The organism is Pseudomonas sp. MUP55 (assembly GCF_034043515.1).
Lineage (GTDB): Bacteria > Pseudomonadota > Gammaproteobacteria > Pseudomonadales > Pseudomonadaceae > Aquipseudomonas.
Map to the genome: position 1 here is coordinate 2,670,872 of NZ_CP138214.1, position 16,909 is coordinate 2,687,780.

Below are 16,909 nucleotides of genomic sequence, written 5' to 3' on the forward strand. Positions count from 1 at the left end.
AATCACACCATTCAAAATGTGGGAGGGGGCTTGCCCCCGATAGCGGTGCATCAGTTGGCTTATTCAGCGACTGACACGCTGCCATCGGGGGCAAGCCCCCTCCCACATTTTCTATTTTGATGCTGCAAGCGGCGTCAGCACCTCGGCCTTGTCATCCAGCACCATCACCACCAGCAACTTGGCGGGCTGGGTCTGGCTGGCGTTGCTCGATTCAAAGTGCCGCGAACCTGCGGGCTCGTAGAACGAATCGCCGACCTTGTAGGTAATCGCTTTGCCGTCGTTGACCCGCGAGATGATCTGGCCTTCCAGCACATAAGCCACGGCAGTGCCGGTGTGGCTGTGGGGCACGGTGGCCTGGCCGGGGGCGTAGTCCACGGTGAGCATGATGGTTTTCTTGCCGGGCACGTTGGTCAAGGCGTGCTCTTGCAGCACCTTGAGGGTTTCCTGGTTGTACACCGGTTCATGGGCGAAGGCAGTCAGCGAAGTGAGTATCGCGGCGGCGGCGAGCAGTCGTTTCATGAGGGGGCTCCACATAGTTCGAGATGTGTTCACCCTACGCCCACGGGCGCGGTCGACCAATGACCAATCCGCCGGAAAACCCGCTAGCCAATCTGCTGCAGGATGTCGCGTACCTTGTCCAGCGCCGGGTCGATATCGAGGGTTTCGATGGCCCCGAAGCCGAGAATCAGCCCCGAGCGTACCGGCGTATCGTGAAAAAACCCATCCAGGGGGTACAGGCCCACCTCCACCTTGCGCGCTCGTTCCATCAGCAACGGTATATCCACCGGCACCTTGCACAGTGCCGCCAGATGAAACCCCGCCACCGTCGGCACTGCCTCGAACCAGGGCGACAGGTCGCCCGCCAGGCGCTGCAGAATCCGCTCGCGACGCCCCGCATACACGCCGTGACAGCGGCGGATATGTTTGAGCAGGTAACCTTCGCTGATGAACTTGGCCAGCGCCCATTGCGGCAGGGTGGAGCTGTGCTGATCGGTCAATTGCTTGGCCTTGAGCACGGAGCCATGGATCGCCGGCGGCAGCACCGCGTAGCCCAGGCGCAGCTCAGGCAGCAGGGTCTTGGAAAAGGTGCCGACGTAAGTCACCACGCCTCGGGTATCCATGCTTTGCAGCGAGTCGGTGGGGCGGCCCTGGTAGCGGAACTCGCTGTCGTAGTCGTCTTCGATAATGATCGCGCCGAGCTCGATGGCACGGTCCAGCAGGGCCTTGCGCCGCGCCAGGCTCATGGGCATGCCGAGGGGGAACTGGTGGGACGGAGTCACGTACACCAGTCGCGTGCCATCAGGGATCTGGTCGACCTGAATGCCCTGTGCGTCCACCGGAACGCTGGCGACCCTGGCCCCCATCGCCACGAACAACTGACGCGCCGGGCTGTAACCAGGGTCTTCCATCGCGACGATGCTGCCGGGTTCGAGTACCACGCGGGCGATCAGGTCCAGCGCCTGCTGCGCGCCATTGGTCACCACGATGTCAGCAGCGCGGCAGTTCACCCCGCGAGAAAACGCGATGTGCCCGGCAATGGCGTCGCGCAGTGCGGGCAGGCCTTCGGGTTGGCTGTAGAACCCACTGTTCTGGGCGATGCGGCGCAGCGCATCCTGGGTGCAGCGCCGCCACTCTTCTTGGGGAAACTGATTGCGTGTGGTTGCTCCACCGATGAATTCGTAGCGCAGGATGTCGTCGCGGGCGGGGTGGCGCATGGGCGAGGGCAGCGACGCCCATTTGCCCAGGTTGGCGGCGCAGGCCAGGTCCGTGGCGGTCTGCACAAGGCCTTGCTGCGGTGCCCACGCGTTGACGAAGGTGCCCCGACCAATCCGGCCCACCAGCAGGCCTTCGTACGTCAAGGTGGCGTAGGTGTCCGATACCGTTTTGCGCGAAACGCCCAGTTGCTCGGCGAGCAGTCGGCTGGGCGGCAACTGCGCGCCGGCTGACAGGCGCCCGGTGGCGATGGCTTCGCGCAGTTGCTGGTAAAGCTGGGCAGCCAGGTCCTTGCGGCCGTTGATGACGAGGTGCAGTTCCATGTTTCATCCTGGGACAGATCGATCTGCGCCAAGGTTACGCGCAAATCGATCCGAAGAAACCAGGCGCTATCAGGACAGGAAACCACCGTCCACGTTCAGCGACACGCCGGTGGTGTAGCTCGACGCATCGCTGGCCAGGAACAGCACTGCGCCGGCCATTTCGCTGGGGTCGGCCACGCGCTTGAGCGGGATCTGTGCCAGGGCCATTTTCAGGATCGCGTCGTTCTTGACCAGCGCCGAGGCGAACTTGGTGTCGGTCAGGCCTGGCAGCAGCGCGTTGCAGCGGATACCGAACGCGGCGCATTCCTTGGCGAACACCTTGGTCATGTTGATCACGGCGGCCTTGGTCACCGAATAGATGCCCTGGAATACCCCCGGGGAAATGCCGTTGATCGAGGCCACGTTGATGATGCTGCCCCCGCCGTTGTCGCGCATCAGCTTGCCGGCTTCCACCGACATGAAGAAGTAACCGCGGATGTTCACGTCGACGGTTTTCTGGAACGCACCGAGGTCGGTGTCCAGCACGTTGCAGAACTGCGGGTTGGTCGCGGCGTTGTTGACCAGGATGTCCAGGCGGCCGAACTGTTCACGGATGCTGGCGAACACCTGGGTGATCTGCTCCATTTCACCGATATGGCAGGCAATCGCGGTGGCCTTGCCGCCGTCGGCGATGATCGCGTCGGCGACGTGCTGGCAGCCTTCCAGTTTGCGGCTGGAAACAATCACGTGGGCGCCTTGCTGGGCCAGCAGCTTGGCGATGGCCTCGCCGATGCCACGGCTGGCGCCGGAAACGAAAGCAACCTTGCCGTCGAGGTCGAACAGGTGGGTCTTGGACATGAGGGGTTCCTTGTGATTGTTATCAGAGGGCGGACTTGCCAATGACCGCCAGGCTCATCTGCTCCAGCAGCTTGTTCATGTGGATGAACTGGGCGAAGCGTTTGTCCTGGGTCTGGCCGTGGAAGAAGCGGTAGTAGATCTGCTGCACGATGCCGGCCAGGCGGAACAGGCCGTAGGTGTAATAGAAGTCGAAATTGTCGATCTGGATGCCCGAGCGTTCGGCGTAGTAGTCGACGAACTGGCGGCGGGTGAGCATGCCGGGCGCATTGCTTGGCTGGCGACGCATCAGTTGCACGGGCGCGGGGTCGGCGGCTTCGATCCAGTAGGCGAGGGTGTTGCCCAGGTCCATCAGCGGGTCGCCCAGGGTGGTCAGCTCCCAGTCCAGCACCCCGATGATCTGCATCGGGTTGTGCGGGTCGAGGATCACATTGTCGAAGCGATAGTCGTTGTGCACGATGCTGGAGGTCGGGTGATCGGCCGGCATCTTGTCGTTGAGCCAGGCGCGCACGACTTCCCAGCGCGGCGCATCGGGGGTCAGGGCTTTTTCGTAGCGCTCGCTCCAGCCACGGATCTGGCGTTCCACATAACCCTGGGGCTTGCCCAGGTCGGCCAGGCCGCAGGCGCTGTAGTCGACCTGATGCAGCTCGACGAATTTGTCGATAAAGCTCTTGCACAAGGCTTCGGTGCGGCTCGCGTCCAGGCCCAGTCCCGCCGGCAGGTCCGAGCGCAGGATGATGCCGTTGACCCGCTCCATCACGTAAAATTCGGCGCCGATCACCGTCTCGTCGGTGCAATGCACATAGGCTTTGGGGCAGTACGGAAAGCCATCCTTGAGTTGGTTGAGGATGCGGTATTCACGGCCCATGTCGTGGGCAGACTTGGCCTTGTGGCCGAACGGCGGGCGACGCAACACGAATTCCTGGTCCGGGTATTCCAGCAGATACGTCAAGTTAGACGCGCCGCCGGGGAACTGGCTGATCTTGGGGGGGCCGTGCAGGCCGGGGATATGGGCCTTGAGGTAGGGATCGATCAGGCTGGCATCAAGTTCTTCGCCGGGGCGAATCTGGGTCGATTGGTCGTTAAGCGCCATGCTTATCCCTTCTGCTTATTTTTGAGGCCTTGGACTATTGGCTAATCTAATGCGCACCGCAGCCCAGCGACAAGGTCGGGGCCGCTTAATAGGTTAGCGTGTTGGGGGATGATCAGCAGGCTTGATCCACTCCAGCAGCCGGTCACCTGGGGGGACGGGCTATTCGTTGCGCGACGGCAGGGTTACCGGTGTGAGTACCGGGCGACCGGCGAAGTATTCCACCAGGTTGTCGGCGACCCGTTGCACGGTATCGTGAGCCGCTTCCGGCGACAGGCCGGCCACATGGGACGTCAGTACGGTATTGCTCAAGCGCTTGAGCGCGTCGGGCACCTTGGGTTCGTCGTCGAATACGTCCAGGGCGGCGCCGCCGATACGCCGCTGTTCCAGCGCAGCCACCAAGTCGGCAGTCACCACCACGCTGCCCCGGCCGATGTTGACCAGATAGCCGTTGGGCCCCAGGGCATCGAGCGCGTGGCGATCGATCAGGTGGCGAGTGCTGGCGCCACCGGGCGTGGCCAGGATCAGAAAATCGCAGGTGCGCGCCAGTTCCACGGCGGTTGAACAGTAGGTGTAATCCACATCATCGCGGGGTTGGCGGTTGTGGTAGCTCACCTCCATGCCGAACCCCAGGGACGCGCGCCGGGCAATCTCCAGGCCCACCGCGCCCAGCCCGAGGATCCCCAACTGCTTGCCGCCCAGGGAAGGGCGCATCACCTTTGGCCACTCGCCACGGCGCACGGCGGCGTCAGTCTGGGGAATGCCGCGCACCAGAGACAGCAGCAAGGCCATGGCATGGTCGGCCACCGACGGTGCATTCACCCCGGCGCCATTGGTTACCACAATGCCTCGGTTGGCGGCGGCCTGCAGGTCGACATGTTCGTAGCCGGCACCGATCACGCAGATGATTTCCAGCAGCGGCAGCGCGGCGATTTCATCGGCATACAGCCCCAGCGGGCCACGGGTGAGCACGGCCTTGATCTGGCCACCGTGGGTCTTGATCGCCTGGGCGCGTTCGGCAGGCGTGGGCGCGAGGATCACATGGAAATCATTGCTCTCGATGATTTGCAGGTATTCATTGATGGTCTCAACCAGGACCAGAACAGTGGTAGTCATCGCAGGGTTCTTCCTGAAGTGCTTGAGCGCATGAGTATGCGTGATTTGTAAGAAGGATCGTAGGTTGCTGCGGGAGCGAGCTTGAACTCGCTCCCGCACCTTCAGAAGGTGACGTCAGCGGCGCGCACGCGCTTCACAAACGCCCCGGCCAGCGTGGCGTTGTGGTGTTCAATGATCGCCTCGGCCGCTAACGCCGGGGTGTCCATGCAGGTATGGGCGTCCTCCGGCAACACCACCGAGAAGCCCAGTTCTACCGCGACTCTGCTGGTGGTGTCGACGCAGAACTGGGTCTTCATGCCCACAATTACCAGTTCATCGACCTGCGCCTGTGCCAGCTGTTGCGCCAGGTCGGTGCCCAGGAAACAGCTGGGGCGGGTCTTGTTGAACAGGTGATCGCGGGATTGGTCGACATCCAGGCCTTCCCACAGCTGCCACAGCGCGCTGCCGGCTTCGATGTGCGAACCGGCCGGGCCGGTATGGCGCGCGACGAAGAGGGGGGCGCTGGCTGTGCGGGCGCGCCGGATCAGCTGGTTGATGGCGTGCAGCACCCGTTCGCGCTCGAAGGGTTTTTGCGGTCCGTCGTACAGGCCGGTTTGCATGTCGATGATCAGCAGGGCGGTTGCCATGGTGTTGCTCCTTTTGAGTGCCGGATGGCGGAGCACAAAAAAGGCCCCGTCCATTGCTGGCGGGGCCTTGGGTAACTTCGGGGTGTCGCTAGTTTGATCCCCCACAGCAACCGCACGACCCGCCATAAGCGGTCGTGGTGGTGGTGCGGGTGAGGCACAACTGAAGAGGGTTCATGCCTGGATCATGCTGGGGCAGGTGCGAGGCTGTCAACGCGCACACGGGTTTTTAAAGCGATCAACGCCCTGCGGGGCATGCCCGGTCGGCTGCACCGCCTGACCGCTGCTCAGCTAAGTCTTTGCTTATTCGAGAGAATCCCGGACAATCGCGCCCCTGTTGAGGTCGGGGCGCTGCCTGTCAGGTTTTTCTGACTCGTCCCGGCCGTGTGAATGCGGAGATCCGACCGGATGAATGATCAGGCCAATAGCGTCGACCAACGCTATGCAACGACACCTGCAACGCTCACAAGCTGGAGCCGCCAGGACACCACCTGGATGCTTGGGCTATTCGGCACCGCCATCGGCGCCGGTACCTTGTTCTTGCCGATCAACGCGGGCCTGGGGGGCTTCTGGCCACTGGTGATCCTGGCGCTGCTGGCCTTCCCGATGACGTTCTTTGCCCACCGCGGGCTGACCCGTTTCGTACTGTCCGGCCGTGAAGGCTCCGACATCACTGACGTGGTCGAAGAGCATTTCGGCCTCAAGGCCGGCGCGCTGATCACCTTGCTGTACTTCTTTGCGATCTTCCCGATCCTGCTGATCTACAGTGTGGCGCTGACCAATACCGTCAGCAGCTTCATGGAACACCAACTGCACATCATGCCGCCGCCTCGGGCCATCCTGGCGTTTGTGTTGATCCTCGGCCTGCTGGCGGTGGTGCGTTGTGGTGAACAGGTGATCGTCAAGGCCATGAGCCTGATGGTGTACCCGTTCATTGTCGCGTTGCTGTTCCTTGCCGTGTATCTGGTGCCGCATTGGACGGGCGGTATTCTCAGCACTGCCAGTGAGATCCCTGCACCGTCGGCCCTGCTCAACACCCTATGGCTGGCCATTCCGGTGATGGTGTTCTCGTTCAACCATTCGCCGATCATTTCGGCCTTCGCGGTGGACCAGAAGCGTCAGTATGGCGTGCACGCCGACGAGCGCAGCTCGCAGATCCTGTCTCGCGCGCACTTGCTGATGGTGGCGATGGTGCTGTTCTTCGTGTTCAGCTGCGTGCTGACCCTGTCGCCGGCGCAGTTGGCCGAGGCGAAAGCGCAGAACCTGTCGATCCTGTCGTACCTGGCCAACCACTTCGACAACCCGACCATTGCCTTCGCCGCGCCGCTGATTGCATTCGTGGCAATTGCCAAGTCGTTCCTGGGCCACTACATCGGTGCCAGCGAGGGCCTCAAGGGCCTGGTACTGAAAACGGGTCGCCGCCCGGCAGCCAAGACGCTGGACCGCATGACCGCTGCTTTCATGCTGGTGGTGTGCTGGATCGTCGCCACGCTTAACCCGAGCATCCTGGGCATGATCGAGACCCTGGGCGGGCCGGTCATTGCCTCGATCCTGTTCCTGATGCCGATGTACGCCATCCGCAAGGTGCCGGCCATGGCCAAGTACCGTGGGCAGGCGTCGAATGTGTTTGTCACTGCGGTGGGCCTGGTGGCGATTACAGCGTTGGTCTACTCGCTGATTGCTTAAGCCCTGACACAGCCTCCAAGGACTACAGATATCCAAATGTGGGAGGGGGCTTGCCCCCGATGGCGGTGTATCAGTCAACTATGAATTGACTGGACCACTGCTATCGGGGGCAAGCCCCCTCCCACATGTGTTTGGTGGTGCTGCTGAGGCTGTATTCCAGGGATAAAACGCCGCGTATCTTCAGCTTGCGGTTCGCTGCGATGGGCTGGATGGCGATTACTACTCTGGTTTACTTGCTGGCTGCTTAAGACCTGACACAGCCTGCAAAGACTACAGAGACCCAAATGTGGGAGGGGGCTTGCCCCCGATGGCGGTGTATCAGTCAACTATGAATCGACTGGACCACTGCTATCGGGGGCAAGCCCCCTCCCACATGTGTTTGGTGGTGCTGCTGGGGCTGAATTCCAGGGATAAAACGCGGCGTATCTTCAGCTTGCGCTGCGATGGGCTGGGTGGCGATTACTACCCTGGTTTACTTGCTGGCTGCTTAAGGCCCAACACAGCCTCCAAGGACTACAAAGATCCAAATGTGGGAGGGGGCTTGCCCCCGATGGCGGTGTGTCAGTCAACTATGAATCGACTGGGCCACTGCTATCGGGGGCAAGCCCCCTCCCACATGTGTTTGGTGGTGCTGCTGAGGCTGTATTCCAGGGATAACGCCGCTTATCTCCAGCTTGCGTTTCGCTGCGATGGGCTGGGAGAGACCCAAATGTGGGAGAGGGCTCGCCCCCGATGGCGGTGTATCAGTCAACTATGAATTGACTCGACCACTGCTATCGGAGGCAAGCCCCCTCCCAACATTTGTTTGTATTCCAGGCACAAAAAAACGCCGCGTACCTTGCGATACGCGGCGTTTTTTACATCAACACACCGTTAAGCTTGAATCACCGGGATGTTGGCGCTTGCTGCGATCTTGCGGAACTCGGCGATCTGGTCGAAGTTCAGGTAGCGGTAGACGTCACTGGCCATGGTGTCCAGTTTCGCCGCGTAGCCCATGTACTCTTCAACAGTCGGCAGACGGCCCAGGGTAGAGGCCACTGCCGCCAGCTCGGCCGAGGCCAGGTAGACGTTCGCACCATCGCCCAGACGGTTCGGGAAGTTACGGGTCGAAGTCGACACAACAGTCGAATTCGGCTCTACACGTGCCTGGTTACCCATGCACAGCGAGCAGCCCGGCATTTCCATGCGCGCGCCAGCCTTGCCGTAGATGCCGTAGTAGCCTTCTTCGGTCAGCTGGTGAGCGTCCATCTTGGTCGGCGGCGACAGCCACAGACGGGTTGGCAACTGGCCCTTGACCTGCTCCAGCAGTTTACCGGCTGCGCGGAAGTGACCGATGTTGGTCATGCACGAACCGATGAACACTTCGTCGATCTTCTCACCGGCAACGCTGGACAACAGACGGGCGTCGTCCGGGTCGTTCGGCGCGCAGAGGATCGGCTCGTTGATCTCGGACAGGTCGATCTCGATGATTTCGGCGTATTCGGCGTCGGCATCGGCTTCCATCAGCTCCGGGTTGGCAACCCAGGCTTCCATCGCTTGGGCGCGACGTTCCAGGGTGCGTGCATCGCCGTAGCCTTCGCCGATCATCCAGCGCAGCAGGGTGATGTTGGAGTTCAGGTACTCGGTGACCGAGTCCTTGGACAGCTTGATGGTGCAACCGGCAGCCGAACGTTCAGCCGAGGCGTCGGAGAGCTCGAACGCCTGTTCCAGCGTCAGGTCGTTCAGGCCTTCGATTTCCAGGATGCGCCCGGAGAAGGCGTTCTTCTTGCCTTTCTTCTCTACTGTCAGCAGACCCGACTGGATCGCGTAGTAAGGAATGGCGTGCACCAGGTCACGCAGGGTGATGCCAGGCTTCATCTTGCCTTTGAAGCGCACCAGGATCGATTCCGGCATGTCCAGTGGCATGACGCCAGTGGCGGCGGCGAACGCAACCAGGCCGGAGCCGGCCGGGAACGAGATGCCCATCGGGAAACGGGTGTGGGAGTCACCACCGGTACCGACGGTGTCCGGCAGCAGCATGCGGTTCAGCCAGCTGTGGATGATGCCGTCGCCTGGACGCAGCGATACACCGCCACGGGTCATGATGAAGTCAGGCAGGGTGTGGTGGGTAGTCACGTCGATCGGCTTTGGATAGGCCGCGGTGTGGCAGAAGGACTGCATCACCAGATCGGTCGAGAAGCCCAGGCACGCCAGGTCCTTGAGTTCGTCGCGGGTCATAGGACCGGTGGTGTCCTGAGACCCCACGGTGGTCATCTTCGGCTCGCAGTAGGTGCCAGGGCGAACGCCTTTGCCTTCCGGCAGGCCGCAGGCCTTGCCGACCATCTTCTGTGCCAGGGTGAAGCCTTTGCCGGTGTCGACAGGCGCTTCAGGCAGCTTGAACAGGTCGGTTGGGCCCAGGCCCAGTTCGGCACGCGCCTTGTCGGTCAGGCCGCGACCGATGATCAGCGGGATACGGCCGCCGGCGCGGACTTCGTCCAACAGCACCGGGGTCTTCATTTCGAAGGTGGTGATGACTTCGTCGGTGCCGTGTTTGCAGACTTTGCCAGCATGTGGATACAGGTCGATCACGTCGCCCATGTTCATGTTGGACACGTCGAACTCGATCGGCAGGGCGCCCGCATCTTCCATGGTGTTGTAGAAGATCGGAGCGATCTTGCTGCCGAAGCAGAAGCCGCCGGCGCGCTTGTTCGGAACAAAGGGAACGTCGTCGCCGAAGAACCACAGCACGGAGTTGGTCGCCGATTTACGCGAGGAACCGGTACCGACCACGTCACCGACGTAGGCGATCGGGAAGCCTTGGCCGCGCATCTCTTCGATCTGCTTCATCGGGCCGGTCTTGCCTTGCTCGTCCGGTACGATGCCTTCACGGGCCATTTTCAGCATGGCCAGGGCGTGCAGCGGGATGTCAGGGCGCGACCAGGCGTCCGGGGCAGGGGACAGGTCGTCGGTGTTGGTTTCGCCGGTGACCTTGAACACACGCAGGCTGATCTTGTCGGCCAGGGTAGGACGGTTGCGGAACCATTCGCCGTCAGCCCAGGACTGGATCACGCCTTTGGCATGTTCGTTACCGTTGCGAGCTTTTTCCGCCACGTCGTGGAACGCATCGAACATCAGCAGGGTGTGCTTGAGCTGGGCAGCCGCGACAGGCGCCAACTCGGCGTCGTCCAGCAGCTCGACCAGGGTCACGATGTTGTAGCCGCCTTGCATGGTGCCCAGCAGTTCAACAGCGCGTTTCTTGTCGATCAGGGGGGAGGTGGCTTCGCCCTTGGCCAGGGCGGACAGGAAGCCGGCCTTGACGTAGGCAGCTTCGTCAACGCCCGGTGGAATGCGGTTGGTGATCAGGTCAACGAGGAATTCTTCTTCGCCAGCCGGGGGATTTTTCAGCAGCTCGACCAGGCCTGCGGTTTGTTCGGCGTTAAGCGGCTGGGGAACGATACCCAGGGCTGCACGCTCTTCGATATGTTTGCGGTAGGCTTCAAGCACAGTTATTACCCTCATCAGTGGTCCCACGGGACGCTCATCCAGGAACGGCCGGCACGCATGCGCTCGGGGGCTTTTTGGGCCGCAAAGCCAGCGCTGCCGGCATTCCTTACAGAAGCTGCTTTCAAAGTTTTACGCCTGCAGAACGGAGCTGATGAGGGTTGGCGAGGGCGTTGACCTACCGAGTCATTCACCATCGCCAACACCGTTCTGAAGGAACGACTGTGCTCGTGACGCTTTGAAAACAGCTTCCAGCGGATTATTGGCGCCTTACAAGGCCGGGTGATTCTACGGCAAAAAAAATCTAAAGGTAAGTTGCGTCACCAAGTTTGCAGGGTGATCAACCTTAGACAAAGGGCTAACATGGCGCACTGTTTCGCTGATCTGTGTGTTTCGCCCATGCCCAACCAAACCATCAAGACCCCCTGCGTCGGCCTGTGCTCCACGGTCTACGGCGATCTCGTGTGCCGCGGCTGCAAGCGCTTTCACCACGAAGTGATCCTGTGGAATGGCTATAACGAAGAAGAAAAGCGCGCGGTCTGGCTCAGGCTCGAGCAATTGCTGGTGCAGGTGATGGCCGGGAAGGTGGAGATTTTCGACCCCAAGACCCTGCGCGGGCAGTTGGAGCAACGCAAGATTCGTTTCGTGCCGCACCAATCGGAATATTGCTGGGCCTATCAACTGATTGCGCGTGGAGCGCGGGTGATCAATAACCTGGAGGCTTATGGCATGGTGCTGCTGCCGGAGTTTCGCGACTGGCCCCTGCCGGACCTGCGCGATGCGATTGACCGCGAGTTCTTTATCTTGTCCGAGGCGCATTACCAGCGCTATATCGCCCCGGGTTTCCTCAAAGATGCGCTATCTACCTGACCGCACAGATCAAAATGTGGGAGGGGGCTTGCCCCCCGATGGCGGTGTATCAGCCACTTATGAATCGACTGAACCACTGCTATCGGGGGCAAGCCCCCTCCCACATTTGATCTTCATTGCTTCAGGATTGAGTGGCCAGTTCTTCTAAGTGGTCCATCAGCGACTGCGGCTTGAGCACCAGCACATCGCTTTGCACCGCATCCAGCACCACCTCCGCCGTGTTGCCGATCAGCGCCCCGGAAAGGCCGGTGCGCGCCACGGTGCCGATAATGGTCAGCGCTGCCTGCAACTGCTGAGCGATATGGGGAATCAGCACATCCGCCGGGCCTTCCTTGATATGCAGGTGTGCATCATCCACGTCGAACTCGGCCTGGAAGGCCCGGCACTGCTCGCGGTAACGCGCCTCGATGGTTTCGGTGAGCTGAAACGTCGGGTCCGCCGCCGACAGCATCGGCGATGGGTGCGCGCTGATCACGTGCAACTGCGCCTTGGCCAGGCTGGCAATATCAAAGCCATGGTCGATGATGGAGTTGTGCAATGAACGGTGTTCGCTGTCGGTATTGCCCACGTCGATGGCCGCCAGAATCACTCCGCCAGCCCAAGGCGTAGCGGTCTTGACCAGCAGCACGGGCGTGGGGCAATAGCGCAAGAGTTTCCAGTCTGCCGGGGTCAGCAGGGCTTTTTTCAGCGGGCTGTCGGGAAAGTGCTGCTTGATCACCAGGCCGCAGCCCTCGGCCTGCTGCACATCGACGATGGTCTCGTGCAGGCTGTCGTTCCACGCTTGTTCGGTGGTGACGCTATACCCGTCCTCCTGCAGGCCGGCCTTGAGCACGCTCAGCAGCGCCGAATGCTCGTGCTTCTTGTCACACACCAGCAAATGCAGGTGCGCGTCGGTCACCCCGGCGATCAGCTTGGCGCGCTTGAGGGCCAGGCTTTCGGAATGCTCGGGCTCGATGACCACCAGGATGCTGCGGATGGCTTGCATGGTCGGTTCTCCAGGAAGGGGCCTGCAACAACTATAGTTGCTGCGCGCCTGGCGTCATGTTGATGCACATCAAGGGCCATGGCTGGTGGTCTGCGGCGGGGTCGGTATAATCGGCGGCCTTTTTGTCACCCTTTGCCCGTGAGCCCGATGATCCTGCCCGAAATCCACGAATTCCTCGGCTGCCGCACCCCCGACGCCTGGGTCCAGGCCGCGCTGGCCGATCAGGACACCCTGCTGATCGACCACAAGAACTGCGAATTCAAGGCTGCCAGCACCGCCCTGAGCCTGATCGCCAAGTACCACGGCCATATCGACCTGATCAACATGATGTCGCGCCTGGCCCGTGAAGAACTGGTGCACCATGAGCAGGTGATGCGCCTGATGAAAAAGCGCAAGGTGGAACTGCGTCAGCTGTCGGCTGGGCGATACGCCTCGGGTTTGCGCAAGGTCGTGCGCAACCATGAGCCGGTTAAACTGGTGGACACTCTGGTGGTCGGGGCCTTTATCGAAGCGCGCAGTTGCGAGCGTTTCGAAGCGCTGGTGCCGCATTTGGACGAAGAACTCGGCAAGTTCTACTTTGGTTTGCTCAAGAGCGAAGCGCGGCACTTTCAGGGTTACTTGAAATTGGCGTACCAGTACGGCGACGCCAAGGACATCGCCCAGGTGATCGAGCGGGTGAGGGCGGCCGAGCAGGACTTGATCGAGTCAGCCGACGTCGAGTTCCGCTTTCACAGTGGCGTGCCAGCCTGAGGCCACAGCCACGCCGATCAAAGCGGTGATCCCGGTCAACAGCAGGATCACCGTCTGTGTGCCAAACGGTGCAGCCAGCACGGCAATCATCAAGCCCGCCAAGGGTTGAGCGAGGTTGTTGAGCAAGGTGATCACCCCCACCGTCTTGCCGAAGTCCTGCACCGGAATCACCCGCTGCCGGGTGCTGCGCAGGTAGACATTGAACATCTTGTCGAAACCGCTCACCAGCAAAAAGCCCACCGCGTATGCCCATACGTTGGGGCTGATGGCGGTAATCAGCGCGCCGACGGCAATCATCGAATACGACAGCCCGCCGAGCACCTTCAGCGCCAGGGTCGACCGTGCGAGGTAGAACAGAATCACCACGGTGACCAGCGCGCCCGCCGCTTGCAGCAGGGCGTAGGCGTTGTTGTGCGCCGCGTATTGCCCGGTGACCATGGCCGCCGACGTGGCCAGCGTTACGCCCACGATCAGGTTCACACCGATGGCCAGGGTGATGATGCGCTTCAACTCCACCAGGTTGCCGATGTGGCCGAAGGCGATGCGCAGGGGTTGTAACCAGACCCCCACGTGCTGCTGCGCGGGAGGCTGCAGGTTAACCGCGGTGTGGCGCTGCCAGACCCGCATCGCAAGGTCCGCCAGCACAAACAGCGCGGCGACCCCCAGCACCACCCAGGGCCATGCCCAGACCTGCAGCACCAGCGCCGCCATCAACGGCCCGAGTACCAGGCCGCTCTGGTCGGCGATCTGTGAGTAGGACAAGGTCCTGGCGTAGGTGTAGTGCTGGAAGATATGCGGCATCAGCACTTCCCGCGCCATGATGCCCTGAGTGGTCAGCACCCCGCACAACGCGGACAGGATCACCAGCCAGTGAATACCGTCGAACAGCCCATGCAGCGCCACCGCCACCCCACAGGCGAGGGCCCGATACACTTGGCTGATATGCAGGATGCGCACGGGTGAGAACCTGTCGCACAACGCCCCGCACACGGGGAATGCCAGGTAGCGCGGCAGTGATTCGACGAAGAATGCAAGGCCGGCCCAAGACACACTGCCGGTGGTCTGAAACACGATCAGCGGCACGATGAACAGCAGGATCTGGTCCGCCAGCCGCGACAGGAACAGCGAAATGAAGAACGCCAGGTAATCCTTGCGCATGAAGCTCCCTGTCAATGGCGTAAAAGAGTGCAGGCTATTTGTTAAAAACTCTTAAAAGCATGAAGCTTCCCGGCACCGCACGCGGCCGCTGCTCCGGTCGGCCAGCTTGCCACCTATAATGCCGGCCTTTCAATCTGCATTTCTACACTGAGAACTTATGGAAAACCTGGGTCTGGGCAAGGTGCTGATCGTCGAGGACGATGAAAAGCTGGCAGGGCTGATCGCGCATTTCCTGTCGCAGCATGGTTTCGAGGTGCGGGTGGTGCACCGGGGCGATCTTGCCCTGGCGGCCTTCCTGGAGTTCAAGCCGAAAATGGTCGTGCTCGACCTGATGCTGCCGGGCCAGAGCGGCTTGCATGTGTGTCGCGAGATTCGCAATGTGTCCGACACACCCATTGTGATCCTCACCGCCAAGGAAGATGACCTGGACCATATCCTGGGCCTTGAGTCCGGTGCCGATGATTATGTGATCAAACCGATCAAACCGCCGGTCTTGCTGGCGCGCCTGCGTGCGCTGCAGCGGCGGCAGGTACCCGAGCCGACGGTGCGCGATTACCTGGAATTCGGCCGCTTGTCGATCGATCGCAGTTGCCGGGTGGTGCGCCTGGGCGATGAGAAGATCGACCTCACCACCATGGAGTTCGAACTGCTGTGGCTGCTGGCGAGCAGTTCGGGGACCATCCTCTCGCGCGACGACATCCTCAACCGCATGCGCGGCATTGCCTTCGACGGCCTGAACCGCAGCGTCGATGTCTACATCAGCAAACTGCGCGGCAAGCTCAATGACAACCCACGCGAACCGGTGTGCATCAAGACCATTTGGGGCAAGGGCTACCTGTTCAATCCGTTCGCGTGGGAGGTCTGAATGCTGCGCCTGTATCTGCGCTTGTACCTGATCCTCGCGCTCGGCCTGGCCGGTGCGATCTGGCTGGTCAACTATGGCCTCGACGCGTACATGCCCGAATCCAACGAAACCTATAACCGCGAGGCCCTGCGCGGCCCGGCGTGGGCGTTGGTGGAGCAACTGCGGCCGGTGCAGGGAGAGGCGCGCCAGGCGCGTCTGGACCAGTTGCAACCGCATTACGGGCTGCGTTTGCGGCTGGTTGAGCGCGACAGCCAGCACTTGAGTGAGCGCGAACAGGCACTCCTGGCAAGCGACCAGGTGGTGGTGCGCGAGGACTTCATGAAGTTCCTTGCGCCCATCGACGATGGCCCGCAATTGCTCGAAATCCAATTGCCGGAAGAGCCGAAATGGCTGTACCTGTGGGCCTATGGCTTCCTCGGCGTGAGCCTGGCCATCGTGTTGTATTTCTGGGTGCGCCCGCACTGGCGCGACCTGGAGCACATCCGGCTGGCGGCGCAGCGCTTTGGCGACAACGACCTGGGCTCACGCATCCTGTTGCCGCGCCGCTCCACCGTGCGCGCGCTGGCCGGGCACTTCAACCAGATGGCCGAGCGCATCGAAAGCCTGATCGCCAACCAGCGCGAACTGACCAACGCGGTGTCCCATGAACTGCGCACACCCATCGCGCGCTTGTCCTTTGAACTCGACCAACTCAAGCAGCAGGCCGACCCGCGTGAAAGCCGCGAACTGATCGCCGACATGTACGCCGACCTTGGCGAGCTGGAGGAAATGGTCTCCGAACTGCTGACCTACGCCAGCCTGGAGCGCGGCGCGACCCAGGTCACCCGCGAAAACATCGAGGCCCACAGTTGGCTGGACAGCGTGATCGGCAGCGTGGCGCTGGAGGCCGAGGCCGCGGGGGTGCAGTTGTCGTTGCGCACCTGTGAGGTCGATATCATTCGCATCGAGCCGCGCTTCATGGCTCGCGCGGTGATCAACCTGCTGCGCAATGCCATTCGTTATGCCGAGCGTCGGGTTGAGGTGTCGCTGGTCAAGTTCGGCAGCGGTTACGAGTTGCGGGTTAACGACGATGGTCCTGGCATTCCACTGGAGGGCCGGGGCAAGGTCTTTGAACCCTTCATGCGCCTGGACGCCAGCCGCGACCGCCGCACCGGTGGCTTTGGCCTCGGTCTGGCGTTGGTCCAGCGCGTCAGCCAGTGGCATGGCGGGCAGGTGCAAGTGCTGGATTCGGAGTGGGGTGGGGCATCGTTTCGGATGACCTGGGCGTACGCCGGGTAATACAGGACGGAACAAACCCTGATGTACCTGTGGCGAGGGAGCTTGCTCCCGCTGGACTGCGCAGCAGGCCCATTGTTTGGGGCCGCTGCGCGGCCCAGCGGGAGCAAGCTCCCTCGCCACAGGTGACTTCTCGCTTCT

The 16,909-nt window shown here is 61.7% G+C and carries 14 protein-coding genes; 5 read left to right on the forward strand and 9 right to left on the reverse strand.

What is annotated here, in order from left to right; all coding sequences use genetic code 11:
* Nucleotides 1-111: 111 nt before the first annotated feature.
* The 6 genes from SC318_RS11990 to SC318_RS12015 all read right to left on the reverse strand — a co-directional run bounded on the left by SC318_RS11990 (nucleotide 112) and on the right by SC318_RS12015 (nucleotide 5,702).
* Entirely contained in the window at nucleotides 112-519 is a 408-nt protein-coding gene (locus SC318_RS11990) for a cupin domain-containing protein (RefSeq protein WP_320430961.1), read from the reverse strand.
* Nucleotides 520-602: 83 nt separating this feature from the next.
* Entirely contained in the window at nucleotides 603-2,036 is a 1,434-nt protein-coding gene (locus SC318_RS11995) for a MocR-like pyridoxine biosynthesis transcription factor PdxR (protein WP_320430962.1), read from the reverse strand.
* A 69-nt stretch (nucleotides 2,037-2,105) separates the two neighbouring features.
* Nucleotides 2,106-2,873, reverse strand: a complete 768-nt coding sequence (locus SC318_RS12000; protein ID WP_320430963.1) for an SDR family oxidoreductase — start codon at nucleotides 2,871-2,873, stop codon at nucleotides 2,106-2,108.
* 22 nt (nucleotides 2,874-2,895) lie between these two features.
* The gene (locus tag SC318_RS12005) at nucleotides 2,896-3,963 is read right to left on the reverse strand and encodes a phosphotransferase family protein (protein ID WP_320430964.1); all 1,068 of its coding nucleotides are present in this window, start codon (nucleotides 3,961-3,963) and stop codon (nucleotides 2,896-2,898) included.
* Between the two features lie 159 nt (nucleotides 3,964-4,122).
* Nucleotides 4,123-5,076 (reverse strand): 2-hydroxyacid dehydrogenase, encoded by a 954-nt coding sequence (locus tag SC318_RS12010; protein WP_320430965.1) that lies wholly within the window; start codon nucleotides 5,074-5,076, stop codon nucleotides 4,123-4,125.
* Nucleotides 5,077-5,177: 101 nt separating this feature from the next.
* Nucleotides 5,178-5,702 (reverse strand): cysteine hydrolase family protein, encoded by a 525-nt coding sequence (locus tag SC318_RS12015; protein ID WP_320430966.1) that lies wholly within the window; start codon nucleotides 5,700-5,702, stop codon nucleotides 5,178-5,180.
* A 405-nt stretch (nucleotides 5,703-6,107) separates the two neighbouring features.
* On the opposite strand from SC318_RS12015, the gene SC318_RS12020 reads away from it, so the two are divergent.
* Nucleotides 6,108-7,385 (forward strand): serine/threonine transporter, encoded by a 1,278-nt coding sequence (locus tag SC318_RS12020; RefSeq protein ID WP_320430967.1) that lies wholly within the window; start codon nucleotides 6,108-6,110, stop codon nucleotides 7,383-7,385.
* A gap of 873 nt (nucleotides 7,386-8,258) precedes the next feature.
* Here SC318_RS12020 and acnB read toward each other — a convergent pair.
* Entirely contained in the window at nucleotides 8,259-10,868 is a 2,610-nt protein-coding gene (gene acnB, locus SC318_RS12025; RefSeq protein WP_320431221.1) for a bifunctional aconitate hydratase 2/2-methylisocitrate dehydratase, read from the reverse strand.
* A gap of 396 nt (nucleotides 10,869-11,264) precedes the next feature.
* Here acnB and SC318_RS12030 point away from each other — a divergent pair, with 396 nt between their 5' ends.
* Nucleotides 11,265-11,735 carry a DUF1289 domain-containing protein gene (locus tag SC318_RS12030; protein ID WP_320430968.1) on the forward strand — a complete coding sequence of 157 codons (471 nt, stop codon included), beginning with the start codon at nucleotides 11,265-11,267 and terminating at the stop codon, nucleotides 11,733-11,735.
* A gap of 121 nt (nucleotides 11,736-11,856) precedes the next feature.
* Here the strand turns inward: SC318_RS12030 and SC318_RS12035 are convergent, their stop codons facing one another.
* Entirely contained in the window at nucleotides 11,857-12,720 is an 864-nt protein-coding gene (locus SC318_RS12035; RefSeq protein ID WP_320430969.1) for a universal stress protein UspL, read from the reverse strand.
* Between the two features lie 147 nt (nucleotides 12,721-12,867).
* Between SC318_RS12035 and SC318_RS12040 the strand changes: the two genes are divergently transcribed.
* Nucleotides 12,868-13,470 (forward strand): MiaE family protein, encoded by a 603-nt coding sequence (locus SC318_RS12040; protein ID WP_320430970.1) that lies wholly within the window; start codon nucleotides 12,868-12,870, stop codon nucleotides 13,468-13,470.
* Here the strand turns inward: SC318_RS12040 and SC318_RS12045 are convergent.
* Nucleotides 13,426-14,628 (reverse strand): MFS transporter, encoded by a 1,203-nt coding sequence (locus tag SC318_RS12045; protein WP_320430971.1) that lies wholly within the window; start codon nucleotides 14,626-14,628, stop codon nucleotides 13,426-13,428. The two genes, SC318_RS12040 and SC318_RS12045, sit on opposite strands and share 45 nt — an antisense overlap.
* A 157-nt stretch (nucleotides 14,629-14,785) precedes the next feature.
* On the opposite strand from SC318_RS12045, the gene SC318_RS12050 reads away from it, so the two are divergent.
* Together SC318_RS12050 and SC318_RS12055 are read left to right on the forward strand one after the other, a co-directional pair.
* On the forward strand, nucleotides 14,786-15,493 hold the full coding sequence (locus SC318_RS12050) for a response regulator (protein WP_306492880.1): 708 nt from the start codon (nucleotides 14,786-14,788) through the stop codon (nucleotides 15,491-15,493).
* Nucleotides 15,494-16,771 carry an ATP-binding protein gene (locus SC318_RS12055; protein WP_320430972.1) on the forward strand — a complete coding sequence of 426 codons (1,278 nt, stop codon included), beginning with the start codon at nucleotides 15,494-15,496 and terminating at the stop codon, nucleotides 16,769-16,771.
* The last annotated feature ends 138 nt before the right edge of the window (nucleotides 16,772-16,909 follow it).